Origin of the sequence: Sorangium sp. So ce117, assembly GCF_051524395.1 — a bacterium.
In the GTDB taxonomy this organism is placed as follows: Bacteria; Myxococcota_A; Polyangia; order Polyangiales; family Polyangiaceae; genus Sorangium; species Sorangium cellulosum_B.
Genome location: NZ_CP150309.1, coordinates 1405855 through 1426169 on the forward strand (window position 1 = coordinate 1405855; position 20315 = coordinate 1426169).

Here is a 20315-nt window from a genome sequence, read left to right on the forward strand (position 1 = left end):
GGCCACCCTGCCGATTTTTCTTGGGGTTTCAACCGGTTCGGCGTTCTACGATGCCGCCATGACCGAGCGGAGAGCGGCGCTGATCGTCAACCCTGCTGCCGGCCACGCGGGCGATTCGGTCGAGTCGCTGCCTGCCCGGCTCCAGCGCGAGTTTGCGCTGAGCGTCTACGAGACGAGCGCGGAGCGCTCTGCCGCCGCCTGCGCCGACGCAGCGCGCCGCGAAGGCGCCTCCCTGGTGATCGCGGCGGGGGGCGACGGGACGATCTCCAGCGTGGCGTCGGCGCTCCTCGGGACCGATGCGTGCCTGGGGGTCCTGCCGCTGGGAACGGCGAACTCGATCGCGCACTCCCTGGGGATCCCGGCCGACCTGGAGGGGGCGATCGACGTGCTCGTCCACGGCGAGCCGACGCGCATCGACGCCGCCCGCGCCAACGGGAGGACCATGATCCTGCTCTCGGCGGTCGGGCTGCACGCCGACACGGTCGGCGAGACCCCGCAGGACGAGAAGCAGCGCTGGGGTGTGCTCGCGTACATCCGCACCGGGCTGAAGAAGCTGATGAGCCTGGAGCCGTTCGTTGTCGAGATCGAGACCGAGGACCAGCGGATCCACTGCCGTGCGGTCGCGGTGACCGTCGCGAACATGGCGCCTCCGCGCACGGTGCTGGCGCAGGGGCCGCCCGTCCTGTCCCCCGACGACGGGCGGCTCGACCTGACCATCGTGTCGGCCACGACGCTGGTGGAGGCGGTCGCGACCGGGCTGCACCTCCTGAGGACCGCGATCGACGGCGAGCCGGCCGAGCGCGACAACGTCGGTTTCCTCGCCGCCCGGCGGGTCTGCATCACCACCGATCCGCCCCAGAACGTGCTCATCGACGGCGAGGAGGCCGGGACGACGCCGCTCGTGGTGGAGTGCCTCCCGCGCGCCCTGACGGTCATGGCGCCCCGCCGCGAGGAGGCCCGTGAAGCGCCGCCCGCCGCGGAGGTCGAGGTGAAGCTCGCGGGCTTGCCCGAGCTCGAGGTCGAGCCGAAGCAGTGAGGCGCGCTCGGGCCGCGAAGGCCCGAGAAAATCCAGACGACCGGGGCCGGATCGTGCGTCGTGGTCGTGGTCGTTTACGTGGTCGTGGTCGTTCACGGCCTATCGTTGACGACCACGACCACGACCACGTAAACGACCACGACCACGTAAACGACCACGACCACGTAAACGACCACGATCCGGCTTCGCGGCGCGCGGCGAGCAGCATCGTGATGGCCTCGCGAGGGAGGAACCACACCCGCCCGGCGTAAGGAAACGTGGTTCTGCCGCGGCAGGGCTCGATTCTTGACCTTTCATCGGGAGTGCAGAGGAATGCGAACGACGTTCTGGGCTGGGGTGGTGGGGGTGTGCTTGGCTTGCGGCCTCTCGGGGCTGGGCTGCGGGGGCGACGACGACGGGGCGACGCCCGCTGACTCGACGGGTTCGGCGGGGGGCGGGGGCTCCGGGGCCGCGTCCTGCTCCGGACTCGACACTTCGGCGCTCGTCAGCGAGCTCTCGCCAGCGGAGGTCGAGCAGGCGTGCAAGGGGTATCGCCGCTGCAGCGCCGAGCAGGTGACCGTCGAGTACGTCTGCCTCATGCAGGGCGTGCTCGGCGCGGCGTACGGGGACGACGCCGGGACCAGCGACGCCGAGCTGCAGGCGAAGTGCTCCGAGCTGGTCGAGGGGTGCATGGCCGACCCGAGCCAGGCAGAGCAGCTCTTGGAGCAGGCCCTCATGGAGGTCGACGCAAAGCCCTGCGACCAGCCGACGGAGTGCACGGCCACGATCGCGGAGATCGACGCTTGCGCCGCCGAGATGCGAGCGTATGCGCGCGAGGTGTTCCCCGAGTGCAGCGCGCTCACCATGGCTTTCTACGAGCAAACCGACAGGGGCGACGCCCTGCTCGACGGGGCTTGCGGCAAGCTCGGCGCCGGCTGCTTCCCTCTCTTCACGACGCCAGGCGCAGAGTGAGCAGACCGCGCCGGACGCGGCGCGCCGCGGGCCGTGCGCTCCCTGCTCCAGCGCGGAGGGCCGCTCCGGCGCGCGGCGCAGCGCTGGCAGCGCGGCCGGCCGCGCCTTTCCCCGGCCATCCCGGCGCGATGGGCGTGATAGACGTGATGGACGTGATAGACGTGCGCCATGAGGCTGACCGAGCGAGCCATCGAGCTGCCGGCGCTCGCGAGCGCCCACTCCCATGCTTTCCAGCGCGGGATGCGCGGTGAGGCGCAGCGGCCGGGGCCGTCGGGGGCGGACGACTTCTGGTCGTGGCGCAGCGCCATGTACGCGCTCGCCGAGTCGCTCACGCCGGAGTCCATTCATGCGATCTCGAAGGTGGCCTATCGCGAGCTCCGCGCCGCGGGCGTGCGCACGGTGGGCGAGTTTCATTACGTGCACCACCAGCCGGGCGGCGCGCCCTACGCGGATCGCACGGTCCTCGCGGACGCGGTGATCGAGGCCGCGCGCGAGGAGGGCCTCCGGATCGCGCTCCTCCGGGTCGTCTACGCGCGCGCCGGCGCGGGCAGGGCGCCCGAGGGGGCGCAGCGGCGGTTCTCGGACGCCTCGCTCGACGCGGCGCTCGCGGACGTCGAGGCGCTCCGGGCGCGCTACGCGGGCTGCGAGGACGTGCGCGTCGGCGTGGCGCCCCACAGCGTGCGCGCCGTGCCCCCGGCGTGGCTCGGCGAGATCGCGCGGTACGCCGCGGAGCGCGGGCTCATGGTGCACATGCACGTGGCCGAGCAGCCGGCCGAGATCGAGGCGTGCCTCGCCGAGACGGGCCGGCGGCCGGTGGAGCTCCTGGCCGAGCGCGGGGTCCTCGGCGAGCGCTTCGTGGCGGTGCACGCGACGCACCTCGCGCCGCACGAGCCGGCGCTGCTCGGCGCGGCGAGGGCGTTCGCGTGCCTGTGCCCGACGACCGAGCGCGACCTCGGCGACGGACTGCCCGACGTGAGCGCCCTGCGCGCGGCGGGCGCGCGGCTGTGCGTCGGGATCGACAGCCACGTGATCACCGATCCGTTCGAAGACATGCGCGGCGTCGAGCTCGGCGAGCGGCTGCGGACGGGCCGCCGCGTGACGCTGCGGGGCGAGGGCGAGGCGACGCCCGCCGAGGCGCTCTGGGAGATCGGCTCTCGGCAAGGGGCGGAGGCGTGCGGGTTCGCGGATCCCGGCGGCTGCATCTCGGTGCGCCGGGACGCGCCGGCGCTCGCGATGGTGCGGGAGGAGCGGCTGCTCGACGCGGTGGTGTACAGCGGGAGCCCTTCGATCGTGGAGGGGAGCCCCGCGCCCTCGGGCCCGCCTGCGCATTGATTGATCGACGCGACGCGCCGGCGCGCCGTGGCGCGGGGGGAGCGCGGCAGGCCCGGGCCGAGCGGGCGAGCGTGAAGCGCGCTCACACGGGGTGGTGGCGTGGTTTGTGAGGTGCTGTCCCCCGCGTCTCGCCTGCGTCATGCATGGGTAACGAACGGCCAAGGAAAGAATGGCTCGACTGGATGCCCCTGGCGGCGCTGCTGCCGATCGGCGTCGTCTTGCTCCTGAGCCTCCACGAGATCCAGGACGTCCATCGCAGGAACATCGCGGCGACGCTGCAGGCGGTGCTCTCGACGACCCGCGAAGGGCTCTTGACCTGGGCGCGGCAGGCGAAGGGCGCCGCGGGGTTCTGGGCGAACGAGCCGAGGATACGGCGCGCGGTCGCCGCCCAGGTCGAGGTGCGCCGCAGCGACGGCTCGCTCCGCGATAGCCCGTACCTCCAGGAGCTGCGGCTGGAGCTGGAGGGCGTCGTCGAGCGGGAACAGTTCCTCGGCTTCGACGTCATCGCGCGGGATGGCACCCACATCGCCTCGGATCGCGATGAGCTCCTCGCCACCAGGACGCTGAGCGCCCACGACCCGGACACCGTCGCCGCGGCCCTGCGCGGCTCGACCGTCATGGGTACTCCTTTCGTCATGCCGTCTCCCGTCCTCGGCAGGGTCACCCCCGTCCTCGTCGTCGCGGCGCCGGTGCGCTCCGTCGCCGGGGAAGGGGAGATCATCGCGGCGCTCGCCTTCCGCATCGATCCCGGGAGGGAGCTGACGCAGATCGCCCATCGCGGCCAGGTCGGCGCGGCAGGGGAGACCTACGCGTTCGACAGGCACGGTCGCGTCGTCACGGAGCTCAGGTTCGCCCAGAACCTCCGCGACATGGGCCTCCTGGCGGCCGGCGAGCGCACGAGCCTCAACGTGGAGATCCGCGATCCCGGGGGCGAGGTGCCGGACGGCTCCGCGCGCCCCTTGCCCCGCATGGAGCAGCCGCTCACGCGCATGGCGACCAGCGCCGTCGCGGGGATCGCCGGGGTCGATGTCGAGGGATACCGCGATTATCGCGGCGTCGAGGTCGTCGGCTCGTGGCTGTGGGATCAGGAGCTCGACCTCGGCCTGGCGACCGAGATCGACAAATCCAGCGCGTATGGCGTGTATGTCGTGACGCGCCGTGTGGTCCTCACCGCCTGCGGCGTGATGCTGCTCGCCACGGTCGTCCTGACGATCCTGCTGCAGCGGCGCGCGAAGGACCTGGCCACCGGCGTGCAGCGCGAGCAGGAGCTGCGCAGGGAGCTCGAGGATCGTGTCCGTCGCCTGGAGTGCGCGGAGACCGAGCTGAAAGACGCCATCCGCGTCCGCGAGGAGTTCCTGCGGTTCGCCTCGCACGAGCTGCGCACGCCGCTGACGAGCCTGCGGCTCCTGTACGAGCACATGCTGCGATCGCGATCGCAGCCCCTCATGGTGACGCTGGGCTCGAAGGACATCAGCCGCTTCTTGAAGGTGTCGTCGCGGGAGCTCGCCCGGATCACCCAGGTCATCAACAACATGTTCGTCGTCGCGAGCTTCGCGGCCGGCCCGCCGGCGCTGAACCTGGAGAGGACGGAGCTCAACGAGGTCGTGCGCAGGACCGCCCGGCAGGTGACAGAGCAGCTCGAGGCCGACGGCTGTTCCCTGGAGCTCCAGCTCGATCGATCCGTGTTTGGCTACTGGGACGACGCGCGCGTCGAGCAGGTGATCACGAACCTCCTGTCGAACGCGTCGCGGCACGGCGCTGGACAGCCGATCACGCTGTCGGTCGTCCGGCAGGCCGGCTTCGCGGTGATCTCCGTGCGCGATCGCGGCGTCGGCATCACGCCGGAGCAGCGGGACAGGCTCTTCGAGCCGTTCCGGTGGACCCCGGAGGCGCACAGCGGGCTCGGCGTCGGGCTCTACGTCTGCAGGCTGATCGTGTGGGCGCACGGCGGAGAGATCGTTGTCGAGAGCGAGCCAGGCCAGGGCACGACGTTCCGCGTCCGGCTGCCGCTGCCTCCGGAGATCGAGGGAGGCGACGCCGCCCTGGCGCCCGAGAGCGAGCGGAAGGCGGCGGAGGAGCGGAGCAACGGAGGGACGGAGTAGCGGGAGCAGGGGAGCGGCGGCCGCTCATCCCATCGCGCCCGCGATGAGCTGCGCCGCCCTCAGGAGGACCGCCACGACCGCCCCGACGTTCCACGCGCGCGCGAGCCACCACTGCACCTCGGCGCCGTTGATCCACGGCGGCACCCACGCCGGCGGCGCCAGCAGATCGGCGACGGTGAGGACCCGCTCGCGCTCCTGCGCCGCGCGGTAGCCGCCCTCGCCGCCGCGGACGTGCTCCTCCGCCCGCACGAGGGCGAGGAGCCGCGCGCCGCGCCCCTCCGGGAGCAGCGCCGCGCCCGCGCGCAGCGCCTCCGGGGTCGCGGGCAGCTCGACGGCCCGGCCGCGCTGCGTGAGGCGGAGCGCGCCGTCCCCCGCGCGCTCGACCCGCGCGCGGACCCAGCCCTCGGAGCGCTCGCCGCGGAGCACCGACGAGAGCGAGGCGAGCTCGGGATCGGGGCCCAGCCGGGGCGCGCGCTCCCCCGGGAGGACGCGCGCGGCGAAGAGCCAGAGGGCGATCGGGAGCACCGACAGGAACGGATTCAGCGCGAGCAGGCTGGTCACGCCCGCCACCCCGTCGAGCACCGGCAGGGCGAGCACGCCCGCGCCGGCGAAGGCGCCCACGGCGATCGTCGCGCCGAACCCTCCGACGACGCCGACGGCGACGTTGCCGATCGCGACGACGCCGACGGCGACGTTGCCGATCGCGATGAAGCCGCGCGCGACGTTGCCGATCGCGATGAAGCCCGTGACGACGTTGCCGAACACGAGGAACCCGTTCGCGATGTTGCCCGCGTCGACCCAGCGCGCGCGCTCTGCCGCGCTCGACTGCCCTGCGCCCCGGAGCGGCCAGCTCATTCCGTCACCTCGAACGCGGTGCGGCCGACGAGCTGGCCGTCCTCGGTCTCGACATCCACCGTCCAGCGCCCGGCCAGGCGGCGCGGCAGGCTCCCGCCCACGAGCTGCGACTTGAGCCGCACCGCCCCCTCCGGCCCGGGCACCCGCAGCGTCTCCTCCGGCGCGCGGAGGACCTCGCGCCCCTCGCGCCGCCAGACGTGGAGCAGCCGATCGCCGTCGCCGCCCGGCACCACCACGTCGGTCACCGCGCGGAGCTCGCGAATCACAGAAAAATCAAGCGATTTCACGGACATGGCGAGACGTCCGTCCGGGAGCACCGAGGGGCCCACGGCCGCGGAGGACAGGTGCATCGGGACGGGCGGGATGAGCTCGCGCGTCCCGTAGGCGAGCCCGACCCCGGCGGCCATCGCGACGACGAGGAACACGGCGCCCATCCGGCTCCAGAGGGCCCCGAACGGCAGGTGCAGCGTGCAGAAGCCGAGCACGGACACGAGGGCGGCGGAGAGCAGCGTGTACAGCGTGCGGGTGTCGGGGAGGAGCGCGGGGATGACGAGGTTCAGGCACGCGAACAGCGTCACCCCGTAGAACACCGAGGCGAGGGTCTTCCAGCGCATGAGCACGCGGTCGAAGACGAGATCGAGCGTCGAGAGCACCGCGCAGGCGGCGAGGAGGAGGACGAACCACCGGTTCGGCGCGTCCAGGCTGGCGCTCTTCCAGTAGAACGGGAGGAGGAAGAAGAGCATGCCCTGATAGAGGTTCTTCAGGACATAGGTCATCACGAGGAAGCGCAGCCGGGCGCCGCGCCACGCCGTCGCGAAGTCCTGTCGGGCGCCGGTGCCGAAGAGCCGGAAGAAGAGGAGCACGAGCAGCCAGGCGACGCTGACCGTGACCGCGAGGAAGCGCGCGTGCTGGAACCCCTTCTGCGCGAAGGTCACCACGAAGGCGCCGAGGCTGAGCGCATACGCGGTGTGCAGCCACCAGAGCTTCTTGTGGTGGCGCTTGAGGAAGGCGCGGGCGGACGATCGGAGGTCCCCGGGCTTGCCCTCGTCCTCGGCGTTCAGGTCGACGTAGGACGCCTTGGGCTCGGCCTTGACGGTCGGCGCGTTGTCCTCGTCCGCTGCCCCGCCGCGCGCTTGCCGGTCGGGCATCTTGAGCGTGCGGTCGTCGTGCTCCCCGCCCGGGGTGCTGGCCCTGGGCGGCATGTGCAGGGTGGCCTCGTCCCCGGTCTGGGCGCCGGCCCTGGAGGGCATGCGCAGGGTGGCCTCGTCCCCGGCCTGGGCGCCGGCCCTGGTCGGCATGCGCAGGGTGGCCTCGTCGGTCGGCGGAGTTCGGGCCTGACCGGCCGCGTGGGGCGGGGCGTGGCCCGGCGAGCGATCGGGCTCGTCGCCCGGCATGTACATGATCGTGGGCGCCTCTCCGAAGGCCTCCGGGACGCGCGTCTTGTGGACCTGCGTCGTGGCGCTGGAAGGCGGCGTCGACGGCAGAGAGGGCGCGTTCGCGTGGGCCCCGGGGGCCGGGGCGTCAGGGGAGCGCGGCGCGTGCTGTTTCATGTCCGGCCCGCAGCGTACCCGACGGGCGGTCCACCTTCGAGCGCCGCACGAGCGGGCCGGCGCGGCCGGCGCTCGGGGCGCGCAGGGCGGCGAGCGCCTCGGCGGGGCGCGTGTCGTCGTCCTGAACAACCCCCTCATGGGTCGGCATCGGTCGGCATCTTGCCGGGAAACTGAACAGGGAGACGGTGAGATCGTCGGGATGTCACTCCCCATCTCCCCGCCTCCCTGTGAATTCTCCCCCCGAAAGATTCGAGGGGATGCTTCAGCTGCCCGTCGTCGCTCCGTTCAGGAACGGCTGTTGGCCGAAACGATGCTCAGGGCTCGGCGCTCACTCGATCGAGAGCTTCACATCGGCGCTGCCGCTGCTTTGATAGCCTTCCACGACCAGCGAGACCTCATAGAAGGTCCCCAGGGTCAGCCCCTGCTTCCCCCACGCGTCGAAGTGGTTGCCGACGGTGATGGTTCCGCTCGTGCGCTTTTGCTGCCGGACGCTCCAGAACTGATAGAAAGTCGCATTGCCGTCGATGGAGGGCTGGTTGACTCGCTGGGTCTTGTAGATGTCGTAGGTGCCTCCGTCGCTGCTGACGGTGCCCACGAACCCTTCTCCGCCCGGCGGACGCCAGTTGCCCCAGCTATCGACGATGTAATACTCGATGAGCGGGTTCCTCGTCCACCCATAGACAGACAGGTAGGAGTTGCCGTTCGGCCGGTAGTCGGCCTCGTAGGTGACGATATTGTTCTTCCCGCCCGGCCTCAAGCCTTTACGGCCCAGCAGGTTGTTGATGTTGCTCCACTCTACGCTGAAGCCATCCGCCGTGTTGACGAGGCACCCGTTTCCTCGGTCCTTCCAGTACTCGAAGGTGAGCCCGCAGTGCATGCCTGTCCTGTCGCTGCAGACCTCCAGGTCGGCTTCCGTGCACCGGGTGGGTGTGCCGGTCCCGGTCGTGGACGTGGTGCTGCTCGCGGTCGTGGTGCTCGTTGTCGAGCTGCTCGTTGTCGAGCTGCTCGTTGTCGAGCTGCTCGTTGTCGTGGTGCTTCCGCCCCCGGACCCGTCGAAGCCCCCGGCCCCGCTCGTCGTCGACCCGCTCGTGGTGGTGCTGCCCGTGGTCCCGCTCGTTGTCGACCCGCCCGGGCCCGTCGTGGTGCCGGTGGTGCCGGTGGTGCCTGTGGTGCCTGTGGTGCCGGTGCTGCCCGCGGTCACGCCGCCCGTCCCAGACGAGCTGCCCCCCGCCCCGGTCTCAGCAGATGAATCGTCCGGCCCCGCGCACCCCACGGCGACGAACCCTAAAGAGATAGTAAAAAGTTTTAACAAAGTTAAACGCACAGCGCCTCCTTGGCTAGATGACTCAATTCCCCGCAGCCGCTCTCGTGATCATGGCTAGCACCAGGACTCGGTGGCGACAACGACCCGTAGAGCCCTTCCAGCCGCTGGTCCAAGTCCCGCCCTCGGCTCGATCCGGTTAAGCTGCGGACGAGGTCGCACAACCGCCCCGGTACGGTGGGGTCTGCGAACAGCTGCCGAGGCACGCGCTTCCCCCCGCCACCCTGGATCCCTGACGCGCTGGAGCCTTGACGCGCTGAGTCGCGTGAAACAGCGCAAGAGAACTACATGAGGGCGGGAATATGGGATCGGCTCGGGTCCCATCTTCCACGCTCCGGGCCGCCATGCTCTAATGTTGCGGTTCTCGGGAAGACGCTGCCTGTTCGGCGCCTTGCCCGGCCGGACAGGTCATCGGCCACCTGAGAGAGCTGTTGAGACCTCTCACCGTGGAGCGACCGGTCGCCGGCGCTCGGGGACGACCCCATGATGACCAGGACGTCGAGAACCTCGTCCCTCCTTGCGATCACCCTGGTCCTCGTATCGGGCTGCGGTCGTGATTCGGCAGCTCCCTCGGACGAGGCCGGGTCGAACGGTGGAAGCGGCGGCGCGCCCTCGACCGGAGCAGGAGGAGCCGCGGGCTCCGGCGGGGCGCCGGCGGGCTCCGGCGGGGCGCCGGCGGGCTCCGGCGGGGCAGGGGCGGCGAGCGCGGCTTCGGCCAGCGGCGGCTCGTCGGGCGCGAGCGGGGGCTCACCGAGCGAGCCTCGCCCCACGGTGACCGCCGCTCCGGGCACGGAGCTCGTCCGGGTCGACACGGACGTGATGCACCAGTCCTTCGAGGGCTGGGGCACCAGCCTGTGCTGGTGGGCCGATCACGTGGGCGGATGGCAGGAAGCCAGGCGCAACGCCGTGGTCGAAGCGGTCGTCGATCCGGTGAATGGCCTCGGATACAACGTCTTCCGCTACAACATCGGCGGCGGGGAGAACCCGTCCCACGAGCACATGAAGGAGCACCGCGAGATGCCTGGATTCCAGAGCGCCGACGGGGCCTTCACGTGGGCGAACGACGAAAGGCAGCGCGCCATCCTCCTGCGCATCGCGGAGCGCGGAGCGGATCTGATCTTCGAGGCGTTCTCCAACTCTCCCCCCTACTGGATGACGAACAGCGGTTGCGCCTCGGGCAGCAGCAACGGCAAGGACAACCTCAAGGCGGACCATTACGACGACTTCGCCCACTACCTCACGGAGGTCGTCCGTCACTACAGGGACGAGCACGGGATCACCTTTCGCACGCTCGAGCCGCTGAACGAGCCTTTCGCCGACTGGTGGAAATCGAACGGCTCCCAGGAAGGATGCCACTTCGACCGGGCGAGTCAGGAGAAGATCCTCCAGGAGGTGGCCAAGCAGCTGACCAGCAAGGGCCTCGGCGAGACGGCGGTCAGCGCGTCGGACGAGAACAGCATGGATGACGCCGTCCGGAACATCGGCGCCTTCGGCGAGGGGACGCTCGCCGCTTTCCAGCAGCTCAACGTCCACTCCTACGCCGGCAGCCAGCGCGGCGAGCTCCGGCGGCTGGCGACCAGGCTCGGCAAGCGGCTGTGGCAATCGGAGTCGGGGCCGCTCGGGCAGAACATCAGCGACGACACGGACGCGGCGCTGTTCATGGCGGAGCGCATCATCGACGATCTGCGCGAGCTGAAGCCGGAGGCCTGGGTGGACTGGCAGTCGGGCGATCCGTCGCGCAGCTGGGCGAGCTTCACGCTGAACGACCGCGAGCAGTCCTTCGCTCCCATCAAGCGCTTCTACATGCATGCCGGCTTCAGCCGCTACATCCGGCCCGGCGCGCGCTTCGTCGACGTCGACAGCGAGGACATGGTGGCCGCGGTCAGCGCTGACGGGGGCTCTCTCTCGCTCGTGGTCCGCAACGGCGATCGCAGCGCGAGCCGCGGCTACACGCTCGATCTCACCCGGCTCCCCGCGGTCGGCCCCGCCGCGGAGGTGCACCGCACCTCGCGCACGGAGGACCTCGATCGGCTCCCCGACATGGCGATCGAAGGCTATCGCCTGGTGGTCACGGTCCCGGCCTTTTCCGTCACCACCTTCGTCATCCCGATGCCCTGATTTCCCCTGGAGCGACATCCATGATCGAGCGTCGGACCGTCCGCTTCACGACGCTGTGCGTCGGCGCGTCGTGCGGGGCGCTCGCGGGCTGCCCCCAAGGCCACCGGCCCGTGTCGTCAATCGACCGGATAGCCCCGCCACATCCAGCGCAGCGTGTCGGGGAGCGTCTGCTTGATCACCCTCCCGTCGCAGTGGCCGGCGCCCTTCGCGTAGACGAAGCGGTAATGATACCCCTTCTCCTTGAGGACCGCCGCCACGCGCTGGTTCGCCATCACCCAGTTGTGGTGGCTGGCTTCATCCCGGGTGCTGCCGAGGTCGTTCTCGCCGACCTGCAGGAAGACGCGCAACGGCTTGGGCGGGCTGTCCCGGATGAGCCCCTCCGTGTACTCCCAGGCGCCGTCGGGATACTCGGCCTCGGTGGGCGCGACGGGGTTCTGCTGGTCGACGAACGTGCCGGCGTAGGTGACGATCTTGCGGTAGGTGTCGTGGCCGAACCAGCCCATGGTCAGCGCCGCCGCCCCGCCCGAGCTGCACCCGTACGAGGCGCGGCCGTCCGGGTTGCTCGTGAACTTCAGGTTGGGGTACGCGGCGCGGACGGCCTGGTCGTTCTTGACCGCCTCCAGGAGCTCCGTATCGACGAACCTCTGATAAGCGTCCGACATGGTATCGTATTCGAGCCCCCGCTCGCTGCCGTACGAGTCGCCCCCTCCGCTCGCGGCGAAGATGGTGATGACGCTCGGGAAGGGGTTGTCCCGATCCGCGACGAAGTTGTTGATCGTGTTGATGATCTCGTTCCTGTCCCGCGCGTCCTGGACGACCATGAACGGCGCCTCCGCGCCGTCGACGTAGGTCGCCGGGATCGCGACCTCCACGCGGCGGTTGAAATCCCCCTTGGCGTTGGCGTTCAACGTGGGATCGTGGCCGGTGAAGATCTCGCTCTCCCGGGACGAGAGGGAGAACGTGAACGTCCGCCCCTGGGGAACGCCGTCGATCCTCTTGATCTCCGGGGCGTCCCGGTAGTCAGGCCCGATCTCGAAATCGCCGTCGCCTTCGGTGCCGACCGGATCGACCGTCCCGCCCTGTCCTCCCCCGCCGCTCGGGTTCGGGTCGTCCGTGCCGCCCGCGCCCGAGGTGCTGCCGGTGCTGCTCGAAGAGCTGCTGCTGCTGCTCGAAGGACTGCTGCTGCTGCTGCTGCTCGAAGAGCTGCTGCTGCTTCCTTTTCCTCCGCTGCCGCCCGAGCCGTCGGCGGCGTCGTTGTCGGACCCGCAAGCAGCGATTGAAAGCGCGACAAGGAGCGAGATACTGCACGGGATCGAGCGGGTCATGGAGCCTCCTGGGATGAAGTTGCCGCCCGCCATTGGCGTGCGCGGCGCCGACGTCGGGCCGTGGCGCTCGTGCGCCGGCGGCGGACGTAAAGCCGATTGTGACGTTCGCGTGAGCGCGCAGGCGCCGCGAGGCAGCGCGGGTGACCGCCGACGAGCTACTCGGTGGTGAACCGGAAGACGGCCGTCTGCGCGTAGCGCTGGCCGGGCTTGAGGATGACCTCGTTCTTCCAGGCCGGGACGTTGATCGAGTTCGGGAACTTCTGCGGCTCGAGGCACAATCCGCTGTACTGGTTGTACACCGCGCCGCCCTTGCCCTTGATCGACCCGTCGAGGTAGTTGCCGGTATAGAACTGGATCCCCGGCTGATCGGCCTCGATCGTCAGCACCCGGCCGGTCTTCGGATCCTTGACCCGAGCCGCCTCGCGGAGCTTGTGCGGGTCGCCGCTGACGACGAGGTTGTGGTCGAATCCGACCGGCTTGCCGCCCATCGCCTCCAGGTCCTTGCCGATCGGCTTGGCGGCGGTGAAATCGAGCGGCGTCCCCTTCACGGGCTTGATCTGGCCCGAGGGGACGCCGGTGGCGTCCGGCGGGGTGTAGCTGTCGGCGTGCAGCGTCAGCTCCTGGTCGGCGACGGAGCCCGAGCCGTGCCCTCCCAGGTTAAAGTAGCCGTGGTGGGCCATGTTGACGATCGTTGTCTTGTCGGTCGTGGCCGACATCTCGACCCTGAGCTCGTTCTTGTTGGTGAGCGTGTAGGTCGTGGTCGCGTTGACCGTGCCGGGGTATCCTTCTTCCCCGTCCTTCGATACGTACGTGAGCTTGATGGACGGGCCGTCCGGCGTCTCGGTCGCTTCTGCGTCCCAGACCACCTTGTCCCAGCCCTTCTTGCCGCCGTGCAGCGTGTGGGCGCCGTTGTTCGCGGAGAGCTTGTAGGTCTTGCCATCGAGCTGGAACTGCGCGTTCTTGATGCGATTGGCCACGCGGCCGACCGTCGCCCCGAAGTACGGGCTGCTCTTCAGGTACCCGTCAAGGTTGTCGTGGCCGAGGACGATGTCGCCCATCTTCCCTGTCCTGTCGGGGACGTGGAGCTCGGTCACCGTCGCGCCGTAGGTCATCACCTTCGCGACCAGGCCGTTCGCGTTCGTGAGCGTGTAGAGGATCACCTCTTTGCCATCGGCGTTGCCGAAGGGCGCCTTGGAGACGGAAGCGGGCTTTGCGTTCACGGCTTCACCACCAGGTGGCTCGGATCTGGCGGCCGGGGCCGCTGGAGCGGCGTCCGCCGCGGGGGCCGCCGCCGGCGCAGGCGCAGGCGGCGCTGCCGCAGGGGGCGTGTCGACGGCCTGCGCGCCGCCGCACGCGCCGGCGAGGCACGCCGTCATCGTCAATCCGAACCACGATCTCGTCCTACCCATCGCCATGCTGTTCCCTCCGCCACGATTGTCTCACCTGGATCGGCTCCACCTGAGCGAGCCCAGCGCAGGCGAGCCCCCGCGATCTCGTCACGGCTTGCGTTCACGACACCCGAGCGGAGCCGGCGCAGAGATCGATCCCGGTACAAAGGACCAAGAGTCCGGTGCGCACGACGGCTACCCGGGACAAAGCGAAACGATACCCTGAGACAAAATTGTGAACGTTCACATTGCCCATGTCAACTCAAATGAACCGGCGCGAGGCGAGCGTCGATCCCGAAATTGGAATCCACATCGAACAATACCGTGGCCCTGCGCCCGCCTTCTTGACGCGCCGCTCCGGAGGAGACTTGCCAGCCACCCCATGTCGAGCTTGGCCGACCACCGCGCCGCCACCCGAGCATCACTCAAGCGAGCGGGCACGCGAGCGGTGTCACGGTGTCAGCGGGGTATCGTTGGGTGCTCTGCGCCTGCGTAGTGCCCAGTTGACGTATCACCCATCACGAGCGCCCGTACGTGCAACTGTCCCAGGCGCTCCGTGGACACGCTTCCATGGGACCCGTCCGGGATGAATCGAACAATCTGAAAGAAGTTGGATCCTCGGGGCTCGTTGCCAGTTTTCGCCTCCAGGCGTGGCGGTCCGCTGACGTGGTGAAGCACCATGGTTTGCTGGCAAGCGGAAGGCATGGTATATCGTGACATGCAGAAAATCCGCGCTCAGCTGTCGTAGACGCAGCGCGGGCAACTGCATGCCGCGGATCGTCGGGATCGCAGAGGGGAGTTCCATGAACTGCAATCGCGCCGTGCTGGTCGTGCTGTGTGCGGTATCGGGGGGAGCTTCTGCATGCCTCGCCTCTGCGCGGGCCCACGCCTCTGACGCGACGCTGGCGGAGTGGACCGCGCCGTATGGAACGATGTTCGGGTCCGGTGAGAACGCCGGCTGCCAGCGCTGTCATGCACCACCGCCGGCGGAGGAGAGGTTGCTCCCGGCCGGCCGGGACGAGCGCCAGACCATCGTCGTCCGGCCCGGCCAGTCGATCCAGGAAGCGATCGACCAGGCGAACGACGGGGCCAGGATCCTCGTCCTGGCAGGCGTGTACCGGGAGACCGCCAGTGCGACCAACGGCCTGATCATCAACAAGAGCGGCCTCTCGCTCATCGGGCAGAACACCCCGACGAAGCGCGTCGTCCTCGAGAACGCCGGCGGCCAGCGCAACGGGATCGTCGTCGTGCCCAGCGAGCGCAACGACTGCATGGGTTGCCACGAGAGCATGGCGCCGCCGTTCGAGCTCAAGCCTGGCATCCACAGCGCCGCGACGAGCGGCGAGCCTGTCCTCTACGACGTCGAGATCCGCGGCATCACCATCCGCAATTTCGTCAACAACGGCCTGTTCACGGAGCGCGTCGACGGCTTCCGGATCGTGGACGTCCACTCGGACAACAACAAGAGCTACGGGATCTTCCCCACCCGATCGCGCAACGGGCTCATCGCGCTGAGCAAGGCCACGGGCGCCAATGACAGCGGCATCTGGGTCGAGACCTCCGAGGACGTCCGGGTCACGCACAACCTGGTCGAAGACAACACCAACGGCTTCGAGGTGTCGAACAGCGATGATGTCGATCTCCGCTACAACGTGGCCAGGAACAACGCCCTGGGGTTCTCGGTCGTGTTGCTGCCGGGCATCTTTGACGTCCGGGCGGGCGCCAGGCGAATCGACGTTCGCAACAACGACGTGGTCGACAACAACAGGCCGAACACGGCGCGGCCAGGGAGCATCCTGGCGGCCATCCCGCCCGGAATCGGGGTTCTCTATGTCGGCGTGGACGAGTCGGAGATCTCGGGCAACCGTGTCTTCGGCAACAAGCTCTCGGGTATCGCCATCGCGGACTACTGTGCGGTGGCCAGCGGCGTGCCGAACCTCGACTGCCGGACGGATCCGTCCATCACCGCTCCGTACCTGCTGGACCAGGACGCCCGCGACAACCACGTGGCGGGCAACACGGTGGCGGGCAACGGCCTGGACCCAGGATCGCCCGCCGAGAACCCCTTCTACTTTGCCGCGAGCGACCTGACGCTGCTCACCGTGCCGGACACGCACGACAGCTGCTTCGAGGACAACACGTTCGGCACGTTCTTCTCGCTGATCGGGCTGTCTGCCCCGCCCGGCTGCGAGGTGCGGGCTTTTTCCCGGCGGAATCCACGGATCCCGCAGGTTCGCCGGGGGCCGCCCGGGTTTACTGGACCTGGATCGTGAACTCGTCCGCGAGGCGGCCGTTCACGTCCTTGAAGTACGCCGTCGCGCGCTTCGGATCCCCGCCGACGTGGAAGCGGATGAACAGGGCGCCATAGGCGGCGGTGCCCGACATGACCACGTTGTTCTTCTTCCACTTGTCGCCGGCGTAGTAGGAGGCCCACCACGTGTCGTCGTCGTGGCTGGCCGCGTCGTAGTCGCGGATGCCGACGCCGGCGAGGCCGGAGACGAACACGAAGTTGCGGCTCGGGCCGAGCTCCACGAGGTCGTAGGCGCCTGTCTTGCCGTGGCCGGTCGCGGCGTTGCCGACGTCGGTCAGGGTCAGCGTGCGCGAGTAGGAGTGCTCGTGGCCGGTCGAGACGATGGCGCCGGCGTTCATGCACTCCTGGTACGCGCTCCAGCCGACCTCGTTGCCCTTGGTGCCGACCTGCATGTCGTTCTGGTTCTTGTGCCAGTTGCAGATGGACCAGATCGAGCTGTCGGCGGCGAGCGAGTCGCGGATGAAGTCCACCTGGTCGGCCGCGTTGGCGGCGCAGGTCGACCGGAGCTCGCTCGTCCCGACGCAGGACTGGATGATGTGCAGCCCGCGGAAGTTGCACGTCGACTTGACGCCGAGCTCGCCTGTGCAGTTCATTGACGGCACGGCCGCGTGGCGAGCCTGGATCTTGCTGGCGTAGCCGCTCGCGCCGCCCCAGGCCGCGGCGTCGTGGTTGCCGATGATCGCGAAGTAAGGATAGCTCGCGCCGAGGATGCTGTTGATCCGGTTGTCCCACGCGGTCGGGTTGTTCGCGTAGTCGAAGTCACCGTTGTGGATGGTGGCCGCGGCGCCCTCGTCCTTGATCAGGTTGAGCACCGCGTCCGAGTTGCCGTTCGCGCCCTGGTCGCCGATGAAGGCGATCAGGAGATCGGGATCGGTCGGCGTGCCCGCGCCGCCGCCGGGCGCGCCATACGTGATCGTGAGCTTGGGCCGCTGCGCCACGGTGGCGTGCTCCGAGGACGCGAAGTCGATGCCATCGGTGTTCGACGTGCTCGCGATGAGAATGCCGTCGTTGGAGGTCCCGTCGACCCACGCCTGGACGAGCGCCACGCCGGCCGCGTTCAGCGTGATCGTCCTGGCGCCGGCGCTGCCGGTGACGCTGCCCACGAGGCTTCCGCGATCGGTCGAGCCCATCGCGCCCGCGGTGGCCCACGCCGTCGTGGACGTCGCGTTGTTCCAGGTGACCTGTGACTCGTTCCACGAGCGCTTCACCTCGTAGACGCTGTACGTGTTCGCGGAGCCGTCCGTGACCTGGAGGGTGATCGACGCCGACTGGACGATGCTCCCCGCGGGGATGCCGGAGAGGGCCCATTTCAGCAGGCAAGATTTGTCCACGCCCGAGCCGTCGTCGCCGTCGGCCTCGCACGTGGTGGCTCCGCCGTAGTTCGTGCTGGCGGCGGCCTGCCGGAGGGTCGCGTCGGTCGAGTCGGCGTACGACGAGCTCGGGAGCGACCCCTGCTGGAAGGAGATCGTGGTCAGCGTCTGCCGCGTCTCCAGGACCTCCTCGATGTACCCGTCACTGGCGCCGCAGGCATGGATGACCACGAGCGCCGGCAGGGCGGAGCTGAGGGCGCCCTTCGAACGTCTCGACCAGCTCGTCTCTCGGTGTTCGTGTGTGCCTGCGTCCTCTCGCGTGCGCGAATTCTGCATGAGCCTGTCTACCCTTTCTCCTGATCTCGAACGTAGGTGTGAGCGAGGCAGATCCCGCCGCTCGCGATGGCAGCTCAGTAGAGATCGCCGGCGCACCGGAGGGCGAAATTGCCGGATGCGTCCTGCGTGCAGGTCGGCGCGGTGGTGCACTCCCTTTTGTCGCTGCTGCCAGCCGGCTTGACCACGTCGATCAGGCAGGCGCAGGAGGGCTCCGACGCGCAGGCGACGGCGACCGCTTTGCAGGAGCTCTGCGGCGGCAGCCGGAACAGCTCGTCGTGTTGATCCTCGATGGTCTGGCAGTACTCGCTGTCCGATCGGCAGAAGTAGCTTCCGCAGGCGAACGTCCCCGGTGGCGCTGCGCCCGCGCACTCCTCGCCGTTGCCGACGCTCACGCCGGCCCGGGCGGCCTCACAGGCGTTGGCGTAGGAGCGCCCGTCGCAGGCGCAGACCTCGCGCGGCGTGGCGGTGTCGCACGACGCGGGCCGCTCCTGGCAGACGCCGTAATTCCCCGGGACGACGCCGCCCTCTCCGCAGTCGCCTGGCGGGTAGTTGCAGTACTGATCCGCGGCGCAGAACACGCCGCCGCAGGGCCCTCGGGCCGCGGCCGTTCCGTCGTCGCCGCCGTCCCCGCACGCCGCGAAGAGCGCCACGAGCGCGCCGAACGCCCCGAGCCCGACGCTCGTCGTCGCGCTGGTGCCTGGTTGCACCGCGCCATGCCTCACCGCACGTCGCACCGCCATGCACGTTGGAAGATCCATGCCGCTCCCTCCTCTCACGTGGCCGTCGGACGATCCTGGACGGCCCGTGTCGTTCGGCGGGCGGAACGTAAAGGAGCTGGACGGGCCAGTGTGCAACAAGTCTGTGTCGGCGAGGGCGCGGCGCTGCGATCAGAGCTCCGGGATGCTGAGCCGATCGGCAGCCTTGCCCCTACCGCGGACCAGGAAGGCCTCCACGGCGTCATCGCTCTCTCTCGGAACGAGCGAGAAGAGCTGGCCGAACGGGAAGTTGAGCTGCGCGACCGCCGGATCCGCCCGGCGGTTCCCGGGCGCTGACATCACCGTTCGAGGCGCTCGAGCGCTGCTCTGGAGCGCTCATCCCGGGTCGTCGCCTCCGTGGCGTCGCCGCGGTAGTACGTCCCGCGTACCAGATCCCAGAGGGGGAAGGTGACGTTGAAGTTCCACTGCCGCATCAACGACGGCCGGTGGTGCGCGCCGTGGTGGCGCCGGAGCCGTGCCACGACGCGGCTGCGGCCTATCCTGCCGTCGGGCGGGAGGTGGTACGAGAGGTGGAGACACTCGTACAGCACCATGTACGCCATGCACGTCGCCACGAAGAGCGACGCGAGGTTGCCTTGACCGGCCGCGCTGAGGGCGAGCGCGAGCGGGAGCGTCAGCGCGAAGACACCCGCGATGCCGTACGACGGGATCAGCACGAAGCCGAGCTCACGCGGTGTGCGGATCGCCATGTCGTGCTCGACGAACACGCGGTGGTGAACCGGCGTGTGCCGGTCGTAGAACGCCTCGAGGAAGCGCCGCCTCCGGTGGAGCAGACCCCGATGCGCCCGCCACTCGACGGCATTGCAAAAGACGAAGAAAAGCGGAATCGCGGCGAGCTCCCAGGTCCGCAGGCCATGCAACCGCGTCAGCGAGAGCGCCGCGAGCCCACACCCGAGGCCGACCGTGCTCGCGAGGTGGAGCCAGGGAGAGTACCACCGTGGCATCGACATGACCCGGCGCCGCCGCAGCTCGGCCCGACCCGGATCGTCGAGCGGGGCGGGGTCGGGCGAGCCATTCTGGTCAGACGCGCTCACTGGTCTGCCTCGCGCCCGGTGTCGAACGCTCGGTCCCAGAGCGCGGAGCTCACCCCGAAGCGCGCGCGCGGCGCGGCGTGGTGCCGGAGGTGATGGCGGCGCTGCGCCGGAAGAGGGTGATCCGCGTCGCTGAGCAGGTGCGCCGCGAGATGGGAGAGCTCATAGAGAAGATAGCCGGCGACCAGCCCGGCCCAGAGCGGCGCGGCGCGAGAGGCCCCCGCGGCCACCGCGGTCGCGCAGAAGCCGGCGGAGAAGGCTCCGAGCGTGGCAGCGGGGGGTTTGACGATCGGCGTCTGGTCAGGGAGCTCGTGGTGCGCCAGGTGGATACGGGCGCCGAGGAACGCGAGCGGGTGCTCCGCCGGCAGGTGGAAGAGGAAGCGGTGGAGCAGGTACTCAATCAATGTCCATCCCGCGAGGCCAGCCGCCCAGAAGAGCGCTCCGGCGAGGGCGCCGCCTCCGCTCCACACGCCGATCCCGAGGAGGAGCACCTCGGCTGCCGCGACGACGGCGAGCCGCCGCGCGTCGGCGGGGTCCCGGAACATGGCGCCACGCAGGGTCGACATGCGGTTT

Annotated in this window: 17 protein-coding genes; 6 read left to right on the forward strand and 11 right to left on the reverse strand. The window is 69.7% G+C overall.

Going from position 1 to position 20315, the window contains the following annotated elements:
- The first annotated feature begins 13 nt into the window (after positions 1-13).
- From WMF46_RS05190 to WMF46_RS05205, 4 genes are all read left to right on the forward strand, one after another.
- Complete coding sequence (locus WMF46_RS05190; protein WP_437987856.1) at positions 14-1036, forward strand: YegS/Rv2252/BmrU family lipid kinase; 1023 nt, start codon at positions 14-16, stop codon at positions 1034-1036.
- 312 nt (positions 1037-1348) lie between these two features.
- On the forward strand, positions 1349-1987 hold the full coding sequence (locus WMF46_RS05195) for a hypothetical protein (protein ID WP_437984576.1): 639 nt from the start codon (positions 1349-1351) through the stop codon (positions 1985-1987).
- 168 nt (positions 1988-2155) lie between these two features.
- Positions 2156-3319 (forward strand): formimidoylglutamate deiminase, encoded by a 1164-nt coding sequence (locus tag WMF46_RS05200; RefSeq protein ID WP_437984577.1) that lies wholly within the window; start codon positions 2156-2158, stop codon positions 3317-3319.
- Positions 3320-3462: 143 nt separating this feature from the next.
- The gene (locus WMF46_RS05205; protein WP_437984578.1) at positions 3463-5421 is read left to right on the forward strand and encodes a sensor histidine kinase; all 1959 of its coding nucleotides are present in this window, start codon (positions 3463-3465) and stop codon (positions 5419-5421) included.
- Positions 5422-5445: 24 nt separating this feature from the next.
- Here the strand turns inward: WMF46_RS05205 and WMF46_RS05210 are convergent, their stop codons facing one another.
- From WMF46_RS05210 to WMF46_RS05225, 4 genes are all read right to left on the reverse strand, one after another.
- Positions 5446-6276: a hypothetical protein gene (locus WMF46_RS05210; protein WP_437984579.1), complete on the reverse strand. Its 831-nt coding sequence runs from the start codon at positions 6274-6276 to the stop codon at positions 5446-5448.
- Positions 6273-7826, reverse strand: coding sequence for a DUF5924 family protein (locus tag WMF46_RS05215; protein ID WP_437984580.1), 1554 nt, complete (start codon positions 7824-7826; stop codon positions 6273-6275). Before WMF46_RS05215 ends, WMF46_RS05210 begins: the two co-directional genes overlap by 4 nt.
- On the reverse strand, positions 7798-7974 hold the full coding sequence (locus WMF46_RS05220; RefSeq protein WP_437984581.1) for a hypothetical protein: 177 nt from the start codon (positions 7972-7974) through the stop codon (positions 7798-7800). The genes WMF46_RS05215 and WMF46_RS05220 overlap by 29 nt, the downstream gene beginning before the upstream one ends.
- A 180-nt stretch (positions 7975-8154) precedes the next feature.
- Positions 8155-9027, reverse strand: a complete 873-nt coding sequence (locus tag WMF46_RS05225; RefSeq protein ID WP_437984582.1) for a glycoside hydrolase family 11 protein — start codon at positions 9025-9027, stop codon at positions 8155-8157.
- Between the two features lie 891 nt (positions 9028-9918).
- Between WMF46_RS05225 and WMF46_RS05230 the strand changes: the two genes are divergently transcribed.
- Positions 9919-11265: a glycoside hydrolase family 30 protein gene (locus WMF46_RS05230; protein ID WP_437984583.1), complete on the forward strand. Its 1347-nt coding sequence runs from the start codon at positions 9919-9921 to the stop codon at positions 11263-11265.
- 116 nt (positions 11266-11381) lie between these two features.
- On the opposite strand, the gene WMF46_RS05235 is transcribed toward WMF46_RS05230, so the two are convergent.
- Positions 11382-12590, reverse strand: a complete 1209-nt coding sequence (locus tag WMF46_RS05235; protein ID WP_437984584.1) for an alpha/beta hydrolase — start codon at positions 12588-12590, stop codon at positions 11382-11384.
- 155 nt (positions 12591-12745) lie between these two features.
- Complete coding sequence (locus WMF46_RS05240; RefSeq protein WP_437984585.1) at positions 12746-13999, reverse strand: aldose epimerase family protein; 1254 nt, start codon at positions 13997-13999, stop codon at positions 12746-12748.
- 782 nt (positions 14000-14781) lie between these two features.
- On the opposite strand from WMF46_RS05240, the gene WMF46_RS05245 reads away from it, so the two are divergent.
- Complete coding sequence (locus WMF46_RS05245; protein WP_437984586.1) at positions 14782-16251, forward strand: right-handed parallel beta-helix repeat-containing protein; 1470 nt, start codon at positions 14782-14784, stop codon at positions 16249-16251.
- Here the strand turns inward: WMF46_RS05245 and WMF46_RS05250 are convergent.
- The 5 genes from WMF46_RS05250 to WMF46_RS05270 form a co-directional block, all read right to left on the reverse strand.
- Positions 16232-17935, reverse strand: coding sequence for a DNRLRE domain-containing protein (locus WMF46_RS05250; RefSeq protein WP_437984587.1), 1704 nt, complete (start codon positions 17933-17935; stop codon positions 16232-16234). The genes WMF46_RS05245 and WMF46_RS05250 overlap by 20 nt on opposite strands.
- A 74-nt stretch (positions 17936-18009) precedes the next feature.
- Positions 18010-18642 carry a hypothetical protein gene (locus WMF46_RS05255; RefSeq protein WP_437984588.1) on the reverse strand — a complete coding sequence of 211 codons (633 nt, stop codon included), beginning with the start codon at positions 18640-18642 and terminating at the stop codon, positions 18010-18012.
- 180 nt (positions 18643-18822) lie between these two features.
- Positions 18823-18990, reverse strand: coding sequence for a hypothetical protein (locus WMF46_RS05260; protein ID WP_437984589.1), 168 nt, complete (start codon positions 18988-18990; stop codon positions 18823-18825).
- Complete coding sequence (locus tag WMF46_RS05265) at positions 18990-19745, reverse strand: sterol desaturase family protein (RefSeq protein WP_437984590.1); 756 nt, start codon at positions 19743-19745, stop codon at positions 18990-18992. The genes WMF46_RS05260 and WMF46_RS05265 overlap by 1 nt, the downstream gene beginning before the upstream one ends.
- The gene (locus WMF46_RS05270; protein ID WP_437984591.1) at positions 19742-20308 is read right to left on the reverse strand and encodes a sterol desaturase family protein; all 567 of its coding nucleotides are present in this window, start codon (positions 20306-20308) and stop codon (positions 19742-19744) included. Before WMF46_RS05270 ends, WMF46_RS05265 begins: the two co-directional genes overlap by 4 nt.
- Positions 20309-20315 lie beyond the last annotated feature (7 nt).